The sequence below is a fragment of the Streptomyces gilvus genome (assembly GCF_022513565.1).
In the GTDB taxonomy this organism is placed as follows: domain Bacteria; phylum Actinomycetota; class Actinomycetes; order Streptomycetales; family Streptomycetaceae; genus Streptomyces; species Streptomyces gilvus.
Genome location: NZ_JAKWBE010000009.1, coordinates 95768 through 111486, shown reverse-complemented (window position 1 = coordinate 111486; position 15719 = coordinate 95768). Strand labels below are relative to the sequence as shown.

The window sequence follows — 15719 nt, the reverse complement described above, 5'->3', positions numbered from 1 at the left end:
CCCCCTCCTCGTGAGGACACCATGTACAAGCTCTTCTTCAACCTCGTCTTCAAGCGCATGGACCCGGAGGCGGCCCACTACCTGGCCTTCCGCTGGATCCGTCTCGCCGTCCGCATCCCCGTGCTGCGCACCTTCGTCGCCGCCGCCCTCGCCCCCCGCCACAAGGAGCTGCGCACCGAGGCCTTCGGGCTGCGCATGCACGGCCCCTTCGGGCTCGCCGCCGGCTTCGACAAGAACGCCGTCGCCGTCGACGGCATGTCGATGCTCGGCTTCGACCACGTCGAGATCGGCACGGTGACGGGGGAGGCCCAGCCGGGCAACTCCAGGAAGCGGCTGTTCCGGCTCCTGAAGGACCGGGCGCTCATCAACCGCATGGGCTTCAACAACGAGGGCTCGCTGGCCGTGGCGGCCCGTCTGGCGGCCCGTGAGCCGGTCTTCAGGACCGTCGTGGGCGTCAACATCGGCAAGACCAAGGTGGTCCCGGAGGCGGAGGCGGCCGACGACTACGTGAAGTCGACCGAGCGTCTGGCGCCGTACGCCGACTACCTGGTCGTGAACGTCTCGTCTCCCAACACGCCCGGCCTGCGCAACCTGCAGGCCACCGAGGCGCTGCGGCCCCTGCTGAGCGCCGTCCGCGAGGCCGCGGACCGGGTGGTGCGCACCCGTCGCGTGCCCCTCCTCGTCAAGATCGCCCCGGACCTGGCGGACGAGGACGTCGACGCCGTCGCCGACCTGGCCGTCGAGCTCGGCCTGGACGGGATCATCGCCACCAACACCACCATCGCGCGCGAGGGCCTCGGTCTGAGGTCCGAACCCACCCTCGTGAAGGAGACCGGCGGACTGTCCGGCGCTCCCCTGAAGGCCCGCTCCCTGGAGGTGCTGCGCCGCCTCTACGCGCGCGTGGGCGACCGCATCACCCTGGTGGGGGTCGGCGGCATCGAGAACGCCGAGGACGCCTGGCAGCGCATCCTCGCCGGAGCCACCCTCGTGCAGGGCTACAGCGCGTTCGTCTACGAGGGTCCCTTCTGGAGCCGGGCGATCCACAAGGGACTCGCCGCGCGCCTGCGCACGAGCCCCTACGCCACCCTCGCCGACGCGGTCGGCGCCGACGTGAGGAAGACGGTATGACCTCCTGCGAGCCCTTCGGCGCCCGGCTGCGCCGCGCCATGGACGAGCGCGGGCCGCTGTGCGTCGGCATCGACCCGCACGCCTCCCTGCTCACCGAGTGGGGCCTGAACGACGACGTGGCGGGCCTGGAGCGGTTCAGCCGCACGGTCGTGGAGGCGCTGGCCGACCGGGTCGCCGTCGTCAAGCCGCAGAGCGCGTTCTTCGAGCGCTTCGGGTCCCGGGGCGTCGCCGTACTGGAGAGGACCGTGGAGGAGGCCAGGGCGGCCGGCACGCTCGTCCTGATGGACGCCAAGCGCGGCGACATCGGCTCCACCATGGCCGCGTACGCCGAGGCCTTCCTGCGCAAGGACTCCCCGCTGTTCTCGGACGCGCTGACCGTCTCGCCGTACCTCGGCTACGGCTCGCTCTCGCCGGCCATCGCCCTCGCGCGCGAGAGCGGCTCGGGGCTGTTCGTGCTCGCCCTGACCTCCAACCCGGAGGGCGGCGAGGTGCAGCACGCGGTCCGCGCGGACGGCCGGAACGTCGGCGCGACGATGCTGGGCCACCTGACGGCCGAGAACACCGGGGAGGAGCCCCTGGGGTCCTTCGGCGCGGTCGTCGGCGCGACGCTGGGCGACCTGTCGTCGTACGACCTCGCGATCAACGGCCCGCTCCTGGCGCCCGGCGTCGGCGCGCAGGGGGCCACCGCCGCCGATCTTCCCGGCGTGTTCGGGGCGGCCGTCCGCAACGTCGTCCCGAACGTCAGCCGGGGTGTGCTGCGGCACGGTCCGGACGTCGCCGCGCTGCGTTCCGTCTCGGACCGTTTCGCGGACGAGATCCGGGCCGCTGTGGCGGCTTCCTGACACCGTCAGGGGTGTTCGAGCCGCTCGATCGAGTCCTCCGATGAGTGGTCCGAGGCCCGCTTGAGTCTGAATACATCCTCAAATCCGGGGCATTATGTCCTAAATGTCCGTCCTGGCGGAGGCTGACCAGGACTTTTCCGCTGTTCTCGCTGACTCTGGCGGAGTTGGCCGCTAGTCTCCGACGAGAGTCACCGGGCGAGCGTGTTGCTCGTGGCTCCCCAGGTGTGGGGCGACTAGGTTCCTCACCGGTCCGTATCCGACAGTTCGACATCCGAGGTGACGTAGGCGTGGCTCTTCCGCCCCTTACCCCTGAACAGCGCGCAGCCGCGCTCGAAAAGGCCGCCGCGGCTCGCCGGGAGCGGGCCGAGGTCAAGAATCGACTCAAGCACTCCGGCGCCTCCCTGCACGAGGTCATCAAGCAGGGCCAGGAGAACGACGTCATCGGCAAGATGAAGGTCTCCGCGCTGCTCGAGTCCCTGCCGGGCGTGGGCAAGGTCCGCGCCAAGCAGATCATGGAGCGACTCGGCATCTCCGAGAGCCGCCGCGTGCGCGGTCTCGGGTCCAACCAGATCGCTTCCCTGGAGCGTGAGTTCGGCAGCACCGGCTCCTGAGGCCCGGGACCTCCGGACCGGGAGTCCCGGGCACTCCGGGATTGCTGGAATAATCGCTGCATGGCTGCAACATTCCGGGGGACGACCCCCGAGCCCCCGGACGTACGTCCGCGGCTGACCGTGCTCTCCGGCCCCTCCGGGGTCGGCAAGAGCACGGTCGTCGCCCATATGCGCAAGGAACACCCCGAGGTCTGGCTCTCGGTGTCGGCGACGACCCGCAGACCCCGCCCGGGCGAGAAGCACGGAGTCCACTACTTCTTCGTCACCGACGACGAGATGGACAAGCTGATCGCCAACGGTGAGCTGCTGGAGTGGGCCGAGTTCGCCGGCAACCGCTACGGCACGCCGCGTACGGCCGTGCTGGAGCGCCTGGAGGCGGGCGAGCCCGTCCTGCTGGAGATCGACCTCCAGGGGGCCCGGCAGGTCCGTGAGTCGATGGCGGACGCCCAGCTGGTGTTCCTGGCTCCTCCCTCCTGGGAGGAGCTCGTACGCAGGCTCACGGGACGTGGCACCGAGCCGCCCGAGGTGATCGAGCGTCGCCTCGACGCGGCAAGGGTCGAACTGGCCGCCGAGCCGGAGTTCGACATGACCTTGGTCAACACCTCCGTCGAGGACGTGGCGCGCGAGCTGCTAGCCTTGATGGATGTCGTGTGATCGTGCCTGATCGTCCAGATCGTTCAGGTGTGATCGCTCGCACCCAATCTTTCCCATCCATCGGAAGGTAGAGCGTGTCCTCTTCCATCTCCGCGCCCGAGGGCATCATCAACCCGCCGATCGACGAGCTCCTCGAGGCCACCGACTCGAAGTACAGCCTCGTGATCTACGCGGCCAAGCGTGCCCGCCAGATCAACGCGTACTACTCGCAGCTCGGCGAGGGCCTCCTCGAGTACGTCGGTCCGCTCGTCGACACCCACGTGCACGAGAAGCCGCTCTCGATCGCCCTGCGCGAGATCAACGCGGGTCTGCTGACGTCCGAGGCCGTCGAGGGCCCCGCGCAGTAGTACTTTCACATTGCAGTTGGCTTTTCCACAGGCCCGGCAGCGCGACTGTCGGGCCTGTGGTGTGTGATGGACCCGTACGTTGCCGAGCCGGGGAGAGACGGTGGACAAGCCGAAGGTCGTGCTGGGGGTCAGCGGTGGCATCGCCGCCTACAAGGCCTGTGAGCTGCTGCGCAGGTTCACCGAGTCGGGCCACGACGTCCGCGTCGTCCCCACCGCCTCCGCGCTGCGCTTCGTCGGCGCCGCCACCTGGTCCGCCCTCTCCGGCAACCCCGTCTCCACCGAGGTCTGGGACGAGGTCCACGAGGTGCCGCACGTCCGTATCGGGCAGCACGCCGACCTGGTCGTCGTCGCCCCGGCGACCGCGGACACGCTGGCGAGGGCCGCCCACGGCCTGGCGGACGACCTGCTCACCAACACGCTCCTGACCGCCCGCTGCCCGGTCGTCTTCGCACCCGCGATGCACACCGAGATGTGGGAGCACCCGGCCACCCAGGAGAACGTGGCCACGCTGCGCCGCCGTGGCGCCGTCGTCATCGAGCCCGCCGTCGGCCGTCTCACCGGCGTCGACACCGGCAAGGGCCGGCTGCCCGACCCCGCCGAGATCTTCGAGGTCTGCCGCCGCGTCCTCGCCAGGGGCGTGACGGAGCCCGACCTCGCCGGCCGGCACGTCGTCGTCAGCGCCGGCGGCACCCGCGAGCCGCTCGACCCGGTCCGCTTCCTCGGCAACCGCTCCTCCGGCAAGCAGGGCTACGCCCTCGCCCGCACCGCCGCCGCCCGCGGGGCCCGGGTCACCCTGATCGCCGCCAACACCGGCCTGGCCGATCCGGCGGGCGTCGACGTCGTCCAGGTGGGCACCGCCGTGCAGCTGCGCGAGGCGGTGCTGAAGGCCGCGGCGGAGGCCGACGCGGTCGTCATGGCCGCCGCGGTCGCCGACTTCCGGCCGGAGACCTATGCGACCGGGAAGATCAAGAAGAAGGACGACCGGGACCCCGACCCCATCGTCCTCGTACGGAATCCGGACATTCTCGCGGAGATCTCCGCCGACCGCGCCCGGCCCGGACAGCTCGTCGTCGGCTTCGCCGCCGAGACCGACGACGTCCTCGCCAACGGGCGGGCCAAGCTGGCGCGCAAGGGCTGCGACCTGCTGGTCGTCAACGAGGTGGGGGAGCGCAAGACCTTCGGCTCCGAGGAGAACGAGGCGGTGGTGCTGGGCGCCGACGGCAGCGAGACGCCCGTGCCGCACGGCCCGAAGGAACATCTGGCCGAAATCGTCTGGGATCTGGTGGCGCGGCGTCTCATCTGAATGTTTCATTCGTTTCTCAGTCCTCTCAAACCTCTGCCTCAGGGGTGTGGCGACCCTGGTCAAGGCGCAGGTGCATTGGGCAGAATGCCCGTGCCGCAGGTCACAGCCCTCCCGAGAGGCGAGACAGGGAGGCCCTTGGCCGAGTGCGACCGATAAACTGTTCTCGGACGGAGCCGGGCGCAGCCCCCGAGCCCGTCCGCCCATGATCAGCCAGCAGCCGCTGCAACCCCAGGGAGCGTTGTGTCCCGTCGCCTGTTCACCTCGGAGTCCGTGACCGAGGGTCACCCCGACAAGATCGCTGACCAGATCAGCGACACCATTCTCGACGCGCTGCTCAAGGAGGACCCGACCTCCCGCGTCGCCGTCGAGACGCTGATCACCACCGGCCTGGTGCACGTGGCCGGCGAGGTCACCACCAAGACCTACGCGGACATCGCGACCCTCGTCCGCAACAAGATCCTCGAGATCGGTTACGACTCCTCCAAGAAGGGCTTCGACGGCGCCTCCTGCGGTGTCTCGGTGTCGATCGGCGCGCAGTCGCCGGACATCGCCCAGGGTGTCGACACGGCGTACGAGTCCCGGGTCGAGGGCGACGAGGACGAGCTGGACCGTCAGGGCGCCGGTGACCAGGGCCTGATGTTCGGCTACGCGTCCGACGAGACGCCCACCCTGATGCCGCTGCCGATCTTCCTGGCGCACCGACTGGCCAAGCGCCTCTCCGAGGTCCGCAAGAACGGCACCATCCCCTACCTGCGCCCCGACGGCAAGACGCAGGTCACCATCGAGTACGACGGCGACAAGGCCGTCCGCCTCGACACCGTCGTCGTCTCCTCGCAGCACGCGAGCGACATCGACCTGGACTCCCTCCTCGCCCCCGACGTCCGCGAGTTCGTCGTGGAGCCGGAGCTGAAGGCGCTGCTGGACGAGGGCATCAAGCTCGACACGGAGAACTACCGTCTCCTGGTCAACCCGACCGGCCGCTTCGAGATCGGCGGTCCGATGGGCGACGCGGGTCTGACCGGCCGGAAGATCATCATCGACACCTACGGCGGCATGGCCCGCCACGGCGGCGGCGCCTTCTCCGGCAAGGACCCGTCCAAGGTCGACCGCTCCGCTGCGTACGCGATGCGCTGGGTTGCGAAGAACGTCGTCGCCGCCGGTCTCGCCTCGCGCTGCGAGGTGCAGGTCGCGTACGCGATCGGCAAGGCTGAGCCCGTCGGCCTGTTCGTGGAGACCTTCGGCACCGCCAAGATCGACCACGAGAAGATCGAGAAGGCGATCGACGAGGTCTTCGACCTGCGCCCGGCCGCGATCATCCGTGACCTCGACCTGCTGCGCCCGATCTACGCCCAGACGGCGGCCTACGGCCACTTCGGCCGTGAGCTGCCCGAGTTCACCTGGGAGAAGACCGACCGCGTGGACGCCCTGCGCCAGGCCGCGGGCCTGTAGGTCCCACCGCGTCGCACGAGGCCCGGTTCCCTTCGGGGGGCCGGGCCTCGTCGTGTCCCGGTGTCAGTGCCGTTTGGTAAGAATGCAAGGGTGAGCAGCGAGAACGGGCGGTCGGGCGGCGGGGCGGAAGGCGCTTCGGCCGAGCAGCTTGCGCTCATCCGGGAGACCGTGCGCAAGGCGGACGTGCCCCGGGCGAAGCCGCGGACGTGGCGGGGGGCCGCGCTGGCCAAGGAGTTGCCGGTCGCGCGGGTGCTGGTGGACAAGGGAGTGCTGCATCTCGACCGGTACTTCGACTACGCCGTGCCCGAGGAACTGGACGCGGACGCGCAGCCCGGGGTGCGGGTGCGGGTGCGGTTCGGGGCCGGGCGGCACCGGGTGCGGGAAGGGCGGCGCGAGGGCGGGGGGCTGATCGACGGGTTCCTCGTCGAGCGGTTGGCCGAGTCCGACTACTCCGGGCCGCTGGCCGCGCTGGCCCAGGTCGTGTCGCCCGAGCGGGTGCTGAGCGAGGAGTTGCTGGGGCTCGCGCGCGCCGTCGCCGACCGGTACGCCGGCAGCCTCGCCGACGTGCTGCAGCTCGCCGTGCCGCCACGCAGCGCGCGGGCCGAGCAGCGGGCCTCGCCGAAGCCGTTGCCGCCGCCCGGGAGGCCGGAGGCGGGGTCCTGGGGACGGTACGAGCAGGGCGCCGCGTTTCTGGAGGCGCTGGCGTCGGGCGGGGCGCCGCGGGCCGTGTGGAACGCGCTGCCCGGCCCCGAGTGGAGCGAGGAGATCGCCCGGGCCGTGGCGGCCACGCTCGCCTCCGGACGAGGGGCGCTGGTCGTGCTGCCGGACGGGCGGGCGGTCGCCCGGGTCGACGCGGCGCTGACGTCCCTGCTGGGGGAGGGTCGGCATGCCGTGCTCACCGCCGACGCCGGGCCCGAGAAGCGGTACCGCGAGTGGCTGGCCGTGCGGCGGGGGGCCGTGCGGGCCGTCGTGGGGACGCGCGCGGCCATGTTCGCGCCCGTTCAGGACCTGGGGCTCCTCGCCATCTGGGACGACGGGGACGACAGCCACAGCGAGCTGCACGCACCGCAGCCGCACGCCCGGGAAGTGCTGCTGCTGCGGGCCGCCCAGGACAAGTGCGCCTTTCTGCTGGGCAGTTGGAGCTGCACCGTGGAGGCCGCGCAGCTCGTCGAGAGCGGCTGGGCGCGGCCGCTCGTCGCCCCGCGGGAGCAGGTCAGGGCGGCCGCGCCGCTCGTACGGACCGTGGGGGACGGGGACCTCGCGCGCGACGAGGCGGCCCGTGCGGCCCGGTTGCCCACCCTGGCCTGGCAGGTCGTCAGGGACGGCCTGCGGCAGGGCCCGGTGCTCGTGCAGGTGCCCCGGCGGGGCTATGTGCCGCGGATGGCGTGCGCCAACTGCCGGGCGCCCGCCCGCTGCCGGCACTGCTCGGGACCGTTGGAGGGGCAGGACGGCGGATCGCTGCGGTGCGGGTGGTGCGGGCGCGAGGAGAGCGGCTGGCACTGCCCGGAGTGCGGCGGCTTCCGGCTGCGGGCCCAGGTCGTGGGCGCCCGGCGGACGGCGGAGGAGTTGGGGCGCGCTTTTCCCGCCGTACCGGTGCGGACCTCCGGGCGTGAGCATGTGCTGGACACCGTGCCGGGCGTGCCCGCGCTGGTCGTGAGCACCCCCGGCGCCGAACCCGTCGCCGAGGGCGGATACGCGGCGGCGCTGCTCCTGGACGGCTGGGCCATGCTGGGGCGGCCCGACCTGCGGGCCGGCGAGGACGCGCTGCGGCGCTGGATCGCGGCCGCCGCGCTGGTGCGGCCGCAGGGTGCCGGGGGCACGGTCGTCGCGGTCGCCGAGCCGACGCTGCGGCCCGTGCAGGCGCTGGTGCGGTGGGACCCCGTCGGTCACGCGGTGCGGGAGCTCGCCGAGCGGGCCGAGCTGGGCTTTCCCCCGGTGTCGCGGATGGCCGCCGTCTCCGGGGCCCCGGAAGCCGTCGCGGAGTTCCTGCGCACGGTCGAACTGCCCTCCCAGGCCCAGGTGCTGGGCCCGGTGCCGATCCCGGTCACGACGTCCGGGCGACCCCGACGGCCCGGGGCGCCGCCACCCGGGGAGCACTGGGAGCGGGCGCTCGTACGGGTGCCACCGGGAAGCGGTGCCGCGCTCGCCTCGGCACTGAAGGCCGCCCAGGCGGCGCGGATGGCCCGGGGGGCCGGTGAGCCGCTGATCCGGGTGCGGATCGATCCGCCGGACATCGGCTGAGCGGCCAGCGGCTTCGGATGCGCGGGTGACCGCTGGTCGCCGGGCGTGCCCTGGTGCTTCGTGCCGGGTGCCCTGTGGTCCGCAGGCGTGGCCTGGTACTCCATGCCGGGTGACCGCTGGTCCGCAGGCGCACCCGACGTCCCGTGCCCCTTGCCCGGGCATGCGTATACCCTCCCGGACGAATGCCGGGAGGGCGGGAGGGCGTGGGTGGCTCAGCCGTTGCGGGGGCCGGGGAACGCGGTTGGTCTGGTCTCCTCGCGGAGAACGGGGCTGCCCGCCGTCGGCTGGGTCGGCATCGACCGGGCCGCGGGGACCGTGGGCACGGTGGGGATGCCGGTGCCGACGTTGACCGTCCGGGTGCCCGACGGCTCGGTCGAGCGCTCGGCCTCGGCGGCCGCCTGGGTGGCGGCCCGGCGCGCGCCGTAACGGCGGTGGACCGCCTGCTTGGTGACGCCCAGCGCGGAACCCACCGCGTCCCATGAGAAGCCGAGGGAGCGGTCGAAGTCGACCGCCGCCGTGACCAGGGTCTCGACACTGTCCCGCAGCTCCTGGGCGAGACGGACCGTCGGCGCGGGGGCGCGTCCGTAGACGACGAAGCCTGTGGACGGGCCGGAGCGGCGCGGGCGGTAGACGTTGCCCAACTGGGCGGTGAGCGTGCGCAGTGCGTCCACCTGCCGGCGGACCCGCTCGATGTCCCGCACCAGCAAGTGCAGGCTGGCCCGAGCCTGGGCGTCGTGGGTTGCGTGGTCGGCCATGAACAAGCCTCTCGAACCGGCGTGAAAAGGATCGGGCCGCGCGAATGCGGCCCTTGTGGTCAACTCTTTCTTGACCAACGCGGATTCGCTCCGCTGGTCACGCACAGGGGGCGTGAGGGCATATGCGCGCGCCCTTTGGGCGGAGGGGGGCGCGCGGTGAGGACGGCGTGCGGGTGAAAGCGTCGGCCGCGTTCCCGCGCCGGAGGACGGTCGACCGGCAAGCGCCGTTGACGGCGTTCCCGCGCTGGGGGGCGGGCCGTCGGCGACGCTGTTGGCGGTGTTTTCGCGCTGGAGGGCGGTCGACCGGCAAGCGCCGTTGACGGCGTTCCCGCGCTGGGGGGCGGGCCGTCGGCGACGCTGTTGGCGGTGTTTTCGCGCTGGAGGGCGGTCGACCGGCAAGCGCCGTTGACGGCGTTCCCGTGCTGGGGGGCGGGCCGTCGGCGACGCTGTTGGCGGTGTTTTCGCGCTGGAGGACGGTCGACCGGCAAGCGCCGTTGACGGCGTTCCCGCGCTGGGGGGCGGGCCGTCGGCGACGCTGTTGGCGGTGTTTTCGCGCTGGAGGACGGTCGACCGGCAAGCGCCGTTGACGGCGTTCCCGCGCTGGGGGGCGGGCCGTCGGCGATGTTGTTGGCGGTGTTTTCGCGCTGGAGGGCGGTCGACCGGCAAGCGCCGTTGACGGCGTTCCCGTGCTGGGGGGCGGGCCGTCGGCGATGTTGTTGGCGGTGTTTTCGCGACGGAGGACGGTCCACCGGCAACGCAGTCGGCCGCGTGCCCGTGCCGGAGGGCGAGCCATCGGCGCCCGCCTGCGGCGGCTCGCCCGCGACGGTGGGTGTCCGTCGGCAGGTGCCGTCGGCGGCTTTCCCGGCAAGGTCATAGACTTGTGCGTCGCCCCAACCGTCGCCGTCCGAGAGGCCCGTAGCCGCCCATGAAGCTCGTCTTCGCCGGGACCCCCGAGGTCGCCGTACCCGCTCTGGACGCTCTGATCGCCTCCGGGCGGCACGAGGTGGCCGCCGTCGTCACGCGGCCGGACGCCCCCGCGGGGCGCGGGCGTCGGCTGGTCGCGTCCCCCGTGGCGCAGCGGGCGGAGGAGGCCGGTATCGAGGTGTTGAAGCCGCTCAAACCGAGGGATCCGGAGTTCCTGGAGCGGCTGCGGGAGATCGCGCCGGACTGCTGTCCCGTCGTCGCGTACGGGGCGCTGCTGCCGCGCGTCACCCTGGACGTCCCGGCGCACGGCTGGGTCAACCTGCACTTCTCGCTGCTGCCCGCCTGGCGGGGGGCCGCGCCGGTGCAGCACTCGATCATGGCGGGCGACGAGATCACGGGGGCGTCGACCTTCCTCATCGAGGAGGGCCTCGACTCCGGGCCCGTCTACGGCACCGTGACCGAGGAGATCCGGCCCACCGACACCAGCGGCGACCTGCTCACCCGCCTCGCCTTCGCCGGCGCCGGGCTGCTCGCCGCCACCATGGACGGCATCGAGGACGGCGCCCTCAAGGCCGTACCGCAGCCCTCCGAGGGCATCACCCTCGCACCGAAGATCACCGTCGAGGACGCTCAGGTGGACTGGGCCGCACCGGCGCTCCGGGTCGACCGGGTCGTGCGCGGCTGCACGCCCGCGCCCGGCGCCTGGACCACCTTCCGCGGTGAGCGGCTGAAGCTGATCCATGTGACGCCCGTTCCCGAGCGGACTGACCTGGCGCCGGGGCAGCTCGCCGTCGGCAAGAACAGCGTTCATGTGGGCACCGGTTCGTACGGTGTGGAGCTGCTGTGGGTGCAGGCGCAGGGGAAGAAGCCGATGCGGGCGGCCGACTGGGCGCGCGGGGTGCGGATCGGTGACGGGGAGAGTCTCGGCCGCTGAGGCCGACGTACTCTGGGGGCGTATCCCCTGATCCCCAGGCGCATCCCCTGAACCCACGGGCGCGTCGCCTGATCCCGCATCCGGAGCACCTTTTTCGTGAGCGACCAGCACCGTCGGCCCGGCAAGCCCTACCGCAGGCCCAAGAAGGACCCCGTCCGCATGCTCGCCTTCGAGGCGCTGAGGGCCGTGGACGAACGGGACGCCTACGCCAACCTCGTTCTGCCGCCGCTGCTGCGGAAGGCGCGGGAGAAGGGCGACTTCGACGGGCGCGACGCGGCGCTGGCGACCGAGCTGGTGTACGGGACGCTGCGCCGGCAGGGGACGTACGACGCGGTCATCGCCGCCTGTGTCGACCGGCCGCTGCGTGAGGTCGACCCGCCGGTGCTGGACGTGCTGAGCCTCGGTGTGCACCAGCTGCTCGGGACCCGCATCCCCTCTCACGCGGCGGTGTCCGCCTCCGTCGAACTCGCCCGTGTCGTCCTCGGCGACGGACGGGCCAAGTTCGTCAACGCCGTTCTCCGCAAGGTCGCCCAGGACGATCTCGACGGATGGCTGGCGAAGGTCGCGCCGCCCTACGACGAGGACCCCGAGGACCATCTGGCCGTGGTGCACTCGCACCCGCGCTGGGTCGTCTCGGCGCTGTGGGACTCGCTCGGCGGCGGGCGCGCCGGTATCGAGGAGCTGCTGGCCGCCGACAACGAACGGCCCGCGGTGACGCTCGTGGCCCGTCCCGGTCGCGCCACCACCGAGGAACTGCTCGCCGAGGAGTCCGCCGTCCCGGGGCGCTGGTCGCCGTACGCCGTGCGGCTGGCCGAGGGCGGGGAGCCCGGGGCCATCGAGGCCGTACGGGAGGGGCGGGCCGGCGTGCAGGACGAGGGCAGCCAGCTCGTCGCGCTCGCGCTCGCGAACGCGCCTCTGGACGGTCCGGACGAGAAGTGGCTCGACGGGTGCGCCGGACCTGGCGGCAAGGCGGCGCTGCTCGCCGCGCTCGCCGCCGAGCGCGGGGCCGCGCTGCTCGCCTCCGAGAAGCAGCCGCACCGGGCGGGCCTGGTGGCCAGGGCGCTGCACGGCAACCCCGGTCCGTACCAGGTCATCGCCGCCGACGGCACCCGTCCGCCGTGGCGGCCCGGCTCCTTCGACCGGGTCCTGGTGGACGTGCCCTGCACCGGACTCGGCGCCCTGCGGCGGCGGCCCGAGGCGCGGTGGCGGCGCCGCCCCGAGGACCTGGACGGGTTCGGCCCGCTCCAGCGCGGCCTGCTGAAGAGCGCGCTGGAGGCCGTACGGGTCGGGGGAGTCGTCGGCTACGCGACCTGCTCTCCCCACCTCGCCGAGACCCGGGCCGTCGTCGACGACCTGCTCAAGCAGCACCCGGAGACCGAACTCCTCGACGCGCGGCCCCTGTTGCCGGGCTTGCCGGACCTCGGCGAGGGTCCGGACGTACAGCTGTGGCCGCATCTGCACGGGACCGACGCCATGTACCTGGCGCTCATTCGGAGGACTGGCTGACCTTCGCGCCGACCGCCTCCGAAGCGGGTGTCTCCCCGTCCGTGTGCGCCAGGTGGTGCGGCCACCACACCTTCTTGCCGACGTCCAGGAAGAGCGACGTCACCAGCACGGAGCGCACCACGAACGTGTCCAGCAGGACACCGAGGGCGACCGCGAAGCCGATCTCCGCGAAGCCCACCATCGGCAGGGTGCCCAGCGCGGCGAAGGTGCCCGCGAGGACCAGTCCCGCCGACGTGATCACCGCGCCGGTCGCCGCGAGGCCCGTCACCACGCCGGGGCGGGTGCCCTGGCGGACGGCCTCCTCGCGGACACGGGTGGTCAGGAAGATGTTGTAGTCGATGCCGAGGGCCACCAGGAACACGAAGACGAAGAGCGGGAAGGCCACGTCCTCGCCCGCGTAGTCGAAGACATGACGGAAGGCGAGGGCGCTCAGGCCCAGCGCGCTCGCCAGTGACAGGCACACCGTCCCGATCAGCAGGAGCGGGGCCACGAGGGCGCGCAGCAGGACGCCGAGCACCAGCAGCACGACGGCCAGGACGAGCGGGATGACCAGGTAGTTGTCGTGGGTTTGGGCGTTCTCCATGTCCAGCAGGGCGGCCGTGCCGCCGCCGACCTTCGCGTCCGCGCCGGGCACGGCGTGCACCGCGTCCCGTACCCGCTGCACGGTCGCCTTGGCCGCGTCGCTGTCGGACGGGGCGCGCATGGTGGCCTCGAACAGCACCTGCCCGGCGTGCTCGGGCGCGGTGCCCGGCGGTACGCCGATGCTCTGCGGCACGACCCCGCGGTCCGCGGCGACGGCACGGCCCACCTGAACGGCCTGCGCCTTGTTGGAGACGATCACGAGCGGGTCGCCGGTACCCGCCGGGAAGTACCGCGCCGACACCTTCTGCCCCACGATCGAGTCGGGCGTGTTGGTGAACGCGTCCGCGTTGGCGATGCCCGCCGCGCGCAGCTGGAACAGGCCCATGGACAGGACGACCAGTACGGCGGCCGTGACGCCCCAGACCATGCGGGGGCGGCGGGCGATACGGCGGCCCGTGCGGGCCCAGACGCCGCGCTCGACGGGATCGGCCGAGCCCTCGTGCGGGATCGCGGGCCAGAAGATCCAGCGGCCGAAGACCAGCAGCAGGGCGGGGAAGAGCGTCAGCATGGCCAGCAGGGCGACCATCACGCCGATGGCCGCCACCGGGCCGAGGCCCCGGGTCGAGTTCATCTCGGCGACCAGCAGGACCAGCATGCTGAGCACCACCGTCGCCCCGGAGGCGAGGACCGCCGGGCCCGCCCGGCTCATGGCCAGCTCCATCGCCTCGTGCCGGTCCGTGTGCCGGCGCAGCTCCTCCCGGTAGCGGGCGACCAGCAGCAGGGCGTAGTCGGTGCCCGCGCCGAAGACGAGGACCGTCAGGATGCCGGCGCTCTGGCCGTTGACGGTCAGGCCGGCGTGTTTGGCCAGCACATAGATCAGCGCCTGCGCCGTGAACAGGGCCACCACCACCCCGACCAGGGGCACGAACAACAGGGTCGGGCTGCGGTACGTGAACAGCAGGATCACGATCACGATCGCCATCGCGGAGAACAGCAGCGTCGAGTCGATGCCCTCGAAGGCCTTGGAGAAGTCCGCGGACGTGCCGCCGGGCCCGGTGATGTGCACCGCGAGCCCGTCGCCGCCCCTGCCGACCTGGTGACGGATCGAGTCGACCGCGGGCGCGATGCGCTGCCAGCCCTGTGCGTCCATGGTGATCGGCACGTAGATCTGGGCGGCGCGCGGGGCCGTCGTACGGTCGTAGACCGGGCCGCGGGTCTCGGCGCCGCGGATCCCGTGGTCGTGCAGGGCCCTGAGCTGCCGGGCGTCCTCGGCGATCTGCCGCCGGTCCTGGACCGTCAGCCCGCTCGCGCGCGCGTAGACGACGACCGCGGGGATCTGCTCCGGCCTGAAGTGCTCGGAGGCGTTCAGGACCTGGGTGGACTCGGCGGAGCCGGGCAGCCAGGACTGGGCGTCGTTGTCCTGCGCGCTGTTGAGCTTCGAGCCGAACGGCGCCGCGATCACCAGGACCACCAGCCACAGGATCACGATCAGCCACTTGGAGCGCCGTCCGCAGACGAACCGGATGGTGTTCCGCTTCCATGCGTCCAGTTGCCTCATCGCGACCCCCGTGGACGTACGTGGTGCCGGTGAGCGGCCCAGCATGGCACGGTGCGCCCGCGCACAACATCCGATGAACGGCTTAGGTCCGGACCGGCGCGAACAAACGTGCCCGGACATGGCAGGCTTGGGTCATGGCCGCGCAGATCAACCCCAGCATCCTGTCCGCCGACTTCGCCCGCCTCGCGGACGAGGCCAAGGCGGTCGACGGAGCCGATTGGCTCCACGTAGACGTCATGGACAACCATTTCGTCCCGAACCTCACGCTCGGTGTGCCGGTCGTAGAGTCCCTGGCCCGTGCGACGGACACCCCGCTGGACTGCCATCTGATGATCGAGGCCCCCGATCGGTGGGCGCCCCAGTACGTCGAAGCGGGTGCCGCTTCGGTCACCTTCCACGTCGAGGCGGCCGCCGCTCCGGTGCGGCTGGCCCGGGAGATCCGGGCCAAGGGCGCCCGTGCCGCCATGGCGCTGCGGCCCGCGACGCCCGTCGAGCCGTACGAGGACCTGCTGCCGGAGCTCGACATGCTGCTGATCATGACGGTCGAGCCGGGCTTCGGCGGGCAGGCGTTCCTGGACATCATGCTCCCGAAGATCCGGCGCACCCGCGAGTTGATCAGCAAGCACGGCCTCGAACTGTGGCTCCAGGTCGACGGCGGGGTCTCGGAGTCCACCATCGAGCGCTGCGCGGACGCCGGAGCGGACGTCTTCGTGGCCGGTTCCGCGGTGTACGGGGCCGAGGACCCTTCCGACGCGGTCCGCGCCCTGCGCGCGCAGGCGGAGGGAGCCACGGCCAAGGCGTCCTGGGCATGCGACCACTGAGCCACAGGTCGGTGAACAGACGTGAACGGCGCCCATCAGGGCGGATCAAGTACGCCGAATCTGC

13 protein-coding genes are annotated in these 15719 nt (G+C 72.3%); 11 read left to right on the top strand and 2 right to left on the bottom strand.

The features are described from left to right. Positions 1 to 21: 21 nt before the first annotated feature. The 8 genes from MKW14_RS16315 (at position 22) to MKW14_RS16280 (ending at position 8575) form a co-directional block, all read left to right on the top strand. Positions 22 to 1128 (top strand): quinone-dependent dihydroorotate dehydrogenase, encoded by a 1107-nt coding sequence (locus MKW14_RS16315; protein WP_240863271.1) that lies wholly within the window; start codon positions 22 to 24, stop codon positions 1126 to 1128. Then, positions 1125 to 1970 carry an orotidine-5'-phosphate decarboxylase gene (gene pyrF / locus MKW14_RS16310; RefSeq protein WP_240863270.1) on the top strand — a complete coding sequence of 282 codons (846 nt, stop codon included), beginning with the start codon at positions 1125 to 1127 and terminating at the stop codon, positions 1968 to 1970. Before MKW14_RS16315 ends, pyrF begins: the two co-directional genes overlap by 4 nt. Before the next feature lie 287 nt (positions 1971 to 2257). Next, the gene (locus tag MKW14_RS16305) at positions 2258 to 2581 is read left to right on the top strand and encodes an integration host factor (protein WP_003977346.1); all 324 of its coding nucleotides are present in this window, start codon (positions 2258 to 2260) and stop codon (positions 2579 to 2581) included. Between the two features lie 60 nt (positions 2582 to 2641). Beyond that, positions 2642 to 3235, top strand: coding sequence for a guanylate kinase (gene gmk, locus MKW14_RS16300; protein WP_240863269.1), 594 nt, complete (start codon positions 2642 to 2644; stop codon positions 3233 to 3235). 74 nt (positions 3236 to 3309) lie between these two features. Next, positions 3310 to 3582, top strand: coding sequence for a DNA-directed RNA polymerase subunit omega (gene rpoZ, locus MKW14_RS16295; RefSeq protein WP_003988945.1), 273 nt, complete (start codon positions 3310 to 3312; stop codon positions 3580 to 3582). A gap of 100 nt (positions 3583 to 3682) precedes the next feature. After that, entirely contained in the window at positions 3683 to 4885 is a 1203-nt protein-coding gene (gene coaBC, locus MKW14_RS16290) for a bifunctional phosphopantothenoylcysteine decarboxylase/phosphopantothenate--cysteine ligase CoaBC (RefSeq protein ID WP_240863268.1), read from the top strand. A 240-nt stretch (positions 4886 to 5125) separates the two neighbouring features. Next, positions 5126 to 6334 (top strand): methionine adenosyltransferase, encoded by a 1209-nt coding sequence (metK, locus tag MKW14_RS16285; RefSeq protein WP_240863267.1) that lies wholly within the window; start codon positions 5126 to 5128, stop codon positions 6332 to 6334. Positions 6335 to 6424: 90 nt separating this feature from the next. Continuing rightward, positions 6425 to 8575: a primosomal protein N' gene (locus MKW14_RS16280; RefSeq protein WP_240863266.1), complete on the top strand. Its 2151-nt coding sequence runs from the start codon at positions 6425 to 6427 to the stop codon at positions 8573 to 8575. Positions 8576 to 8787: 212 nt separating this feature from the next. Here the strand turns inward: MKW14_RS16280 and MKW14_RS16275 are convergent, their stop codons facing one another. Beyond that, positions 8788 to 9330, bottom strand: a complete 543-nt coding sequence (locus tag MKW14_RS16275) for a hypothetical protein (protein ID WP_240863265.1) — start codon at positions 9328 to 9330, stop codon at positions 8788 to 8790. 925 nt (positions 9331 to 10255) lie between these two features. Here MKW14_RS16275 and fmt point away from each other — a divergent pair. Together fmt and MKW14_RS16265 are read left to right on the top strand one after the other, a co-directional pair. Beyond that, on the top strand, positions 10256 to 11188 hold the full coding sequence (gene fmt, locus MKW14_RS16270) for a methionyl-tRNA formyltransferase (protein WP_240863264.1): 933 nt from the start codon (positions 10256 to 10258) through the stop codon (positions 11186 to 11188). A 96-nt stretch (positions 11189 to 11284) separates the two neighbouring features. Beyond that, on the top strand, positions 11285 to 12694 hold the full coding sequence (locus tag MKW14_RS16265) for an RsmB/NOP family class I SAM-dependent RNA methyltransferase (protein WP_240863263.1): 1410 nt from the start codon (positions 11285 to 11287) through the stop codon (positions 12692 to 12694). Here MKW14_RS16265 and MKW14_RS16260 read toward each other — a convergent pair. Continuing rightward, positions 12675 to 14834 carry an MMPL family transporter gene (locus tag MKW14_RS16260; protein ID WP_240863262.1) on the bottom strand — a complete coding sequence of 720 codons (2160 nt, stop codon included), beginning with the start codon at positions 14832 to 14834 and terminating at the stop codon, positions 12675 to 12677. The two genes, MKW14_RS16265 and MKW14_RS16260, sit on opposite strands and share 20 nt — an antisense overlap. 134 nt (positions 14835 to 14968) lie before the next feature. Between MKW14_RS16260 and rpe the strand changes: the two genes are divergently transcribed. Continuing rightward, on the top strand, positions 14969 to 15655 hold the full coding sequence (rpe, locus tag MKW14_RS16255) for a ribulose-phosphate 3-epimerase (RefSeq protein WP_240863261.1): 687 nt from the start codon (positions 14969 to 14971) through the stop codon (positions 15653 to 15655). The last annotated feature ends 64 nt before the right edge of the window (positions 15656 to 15719 follow it).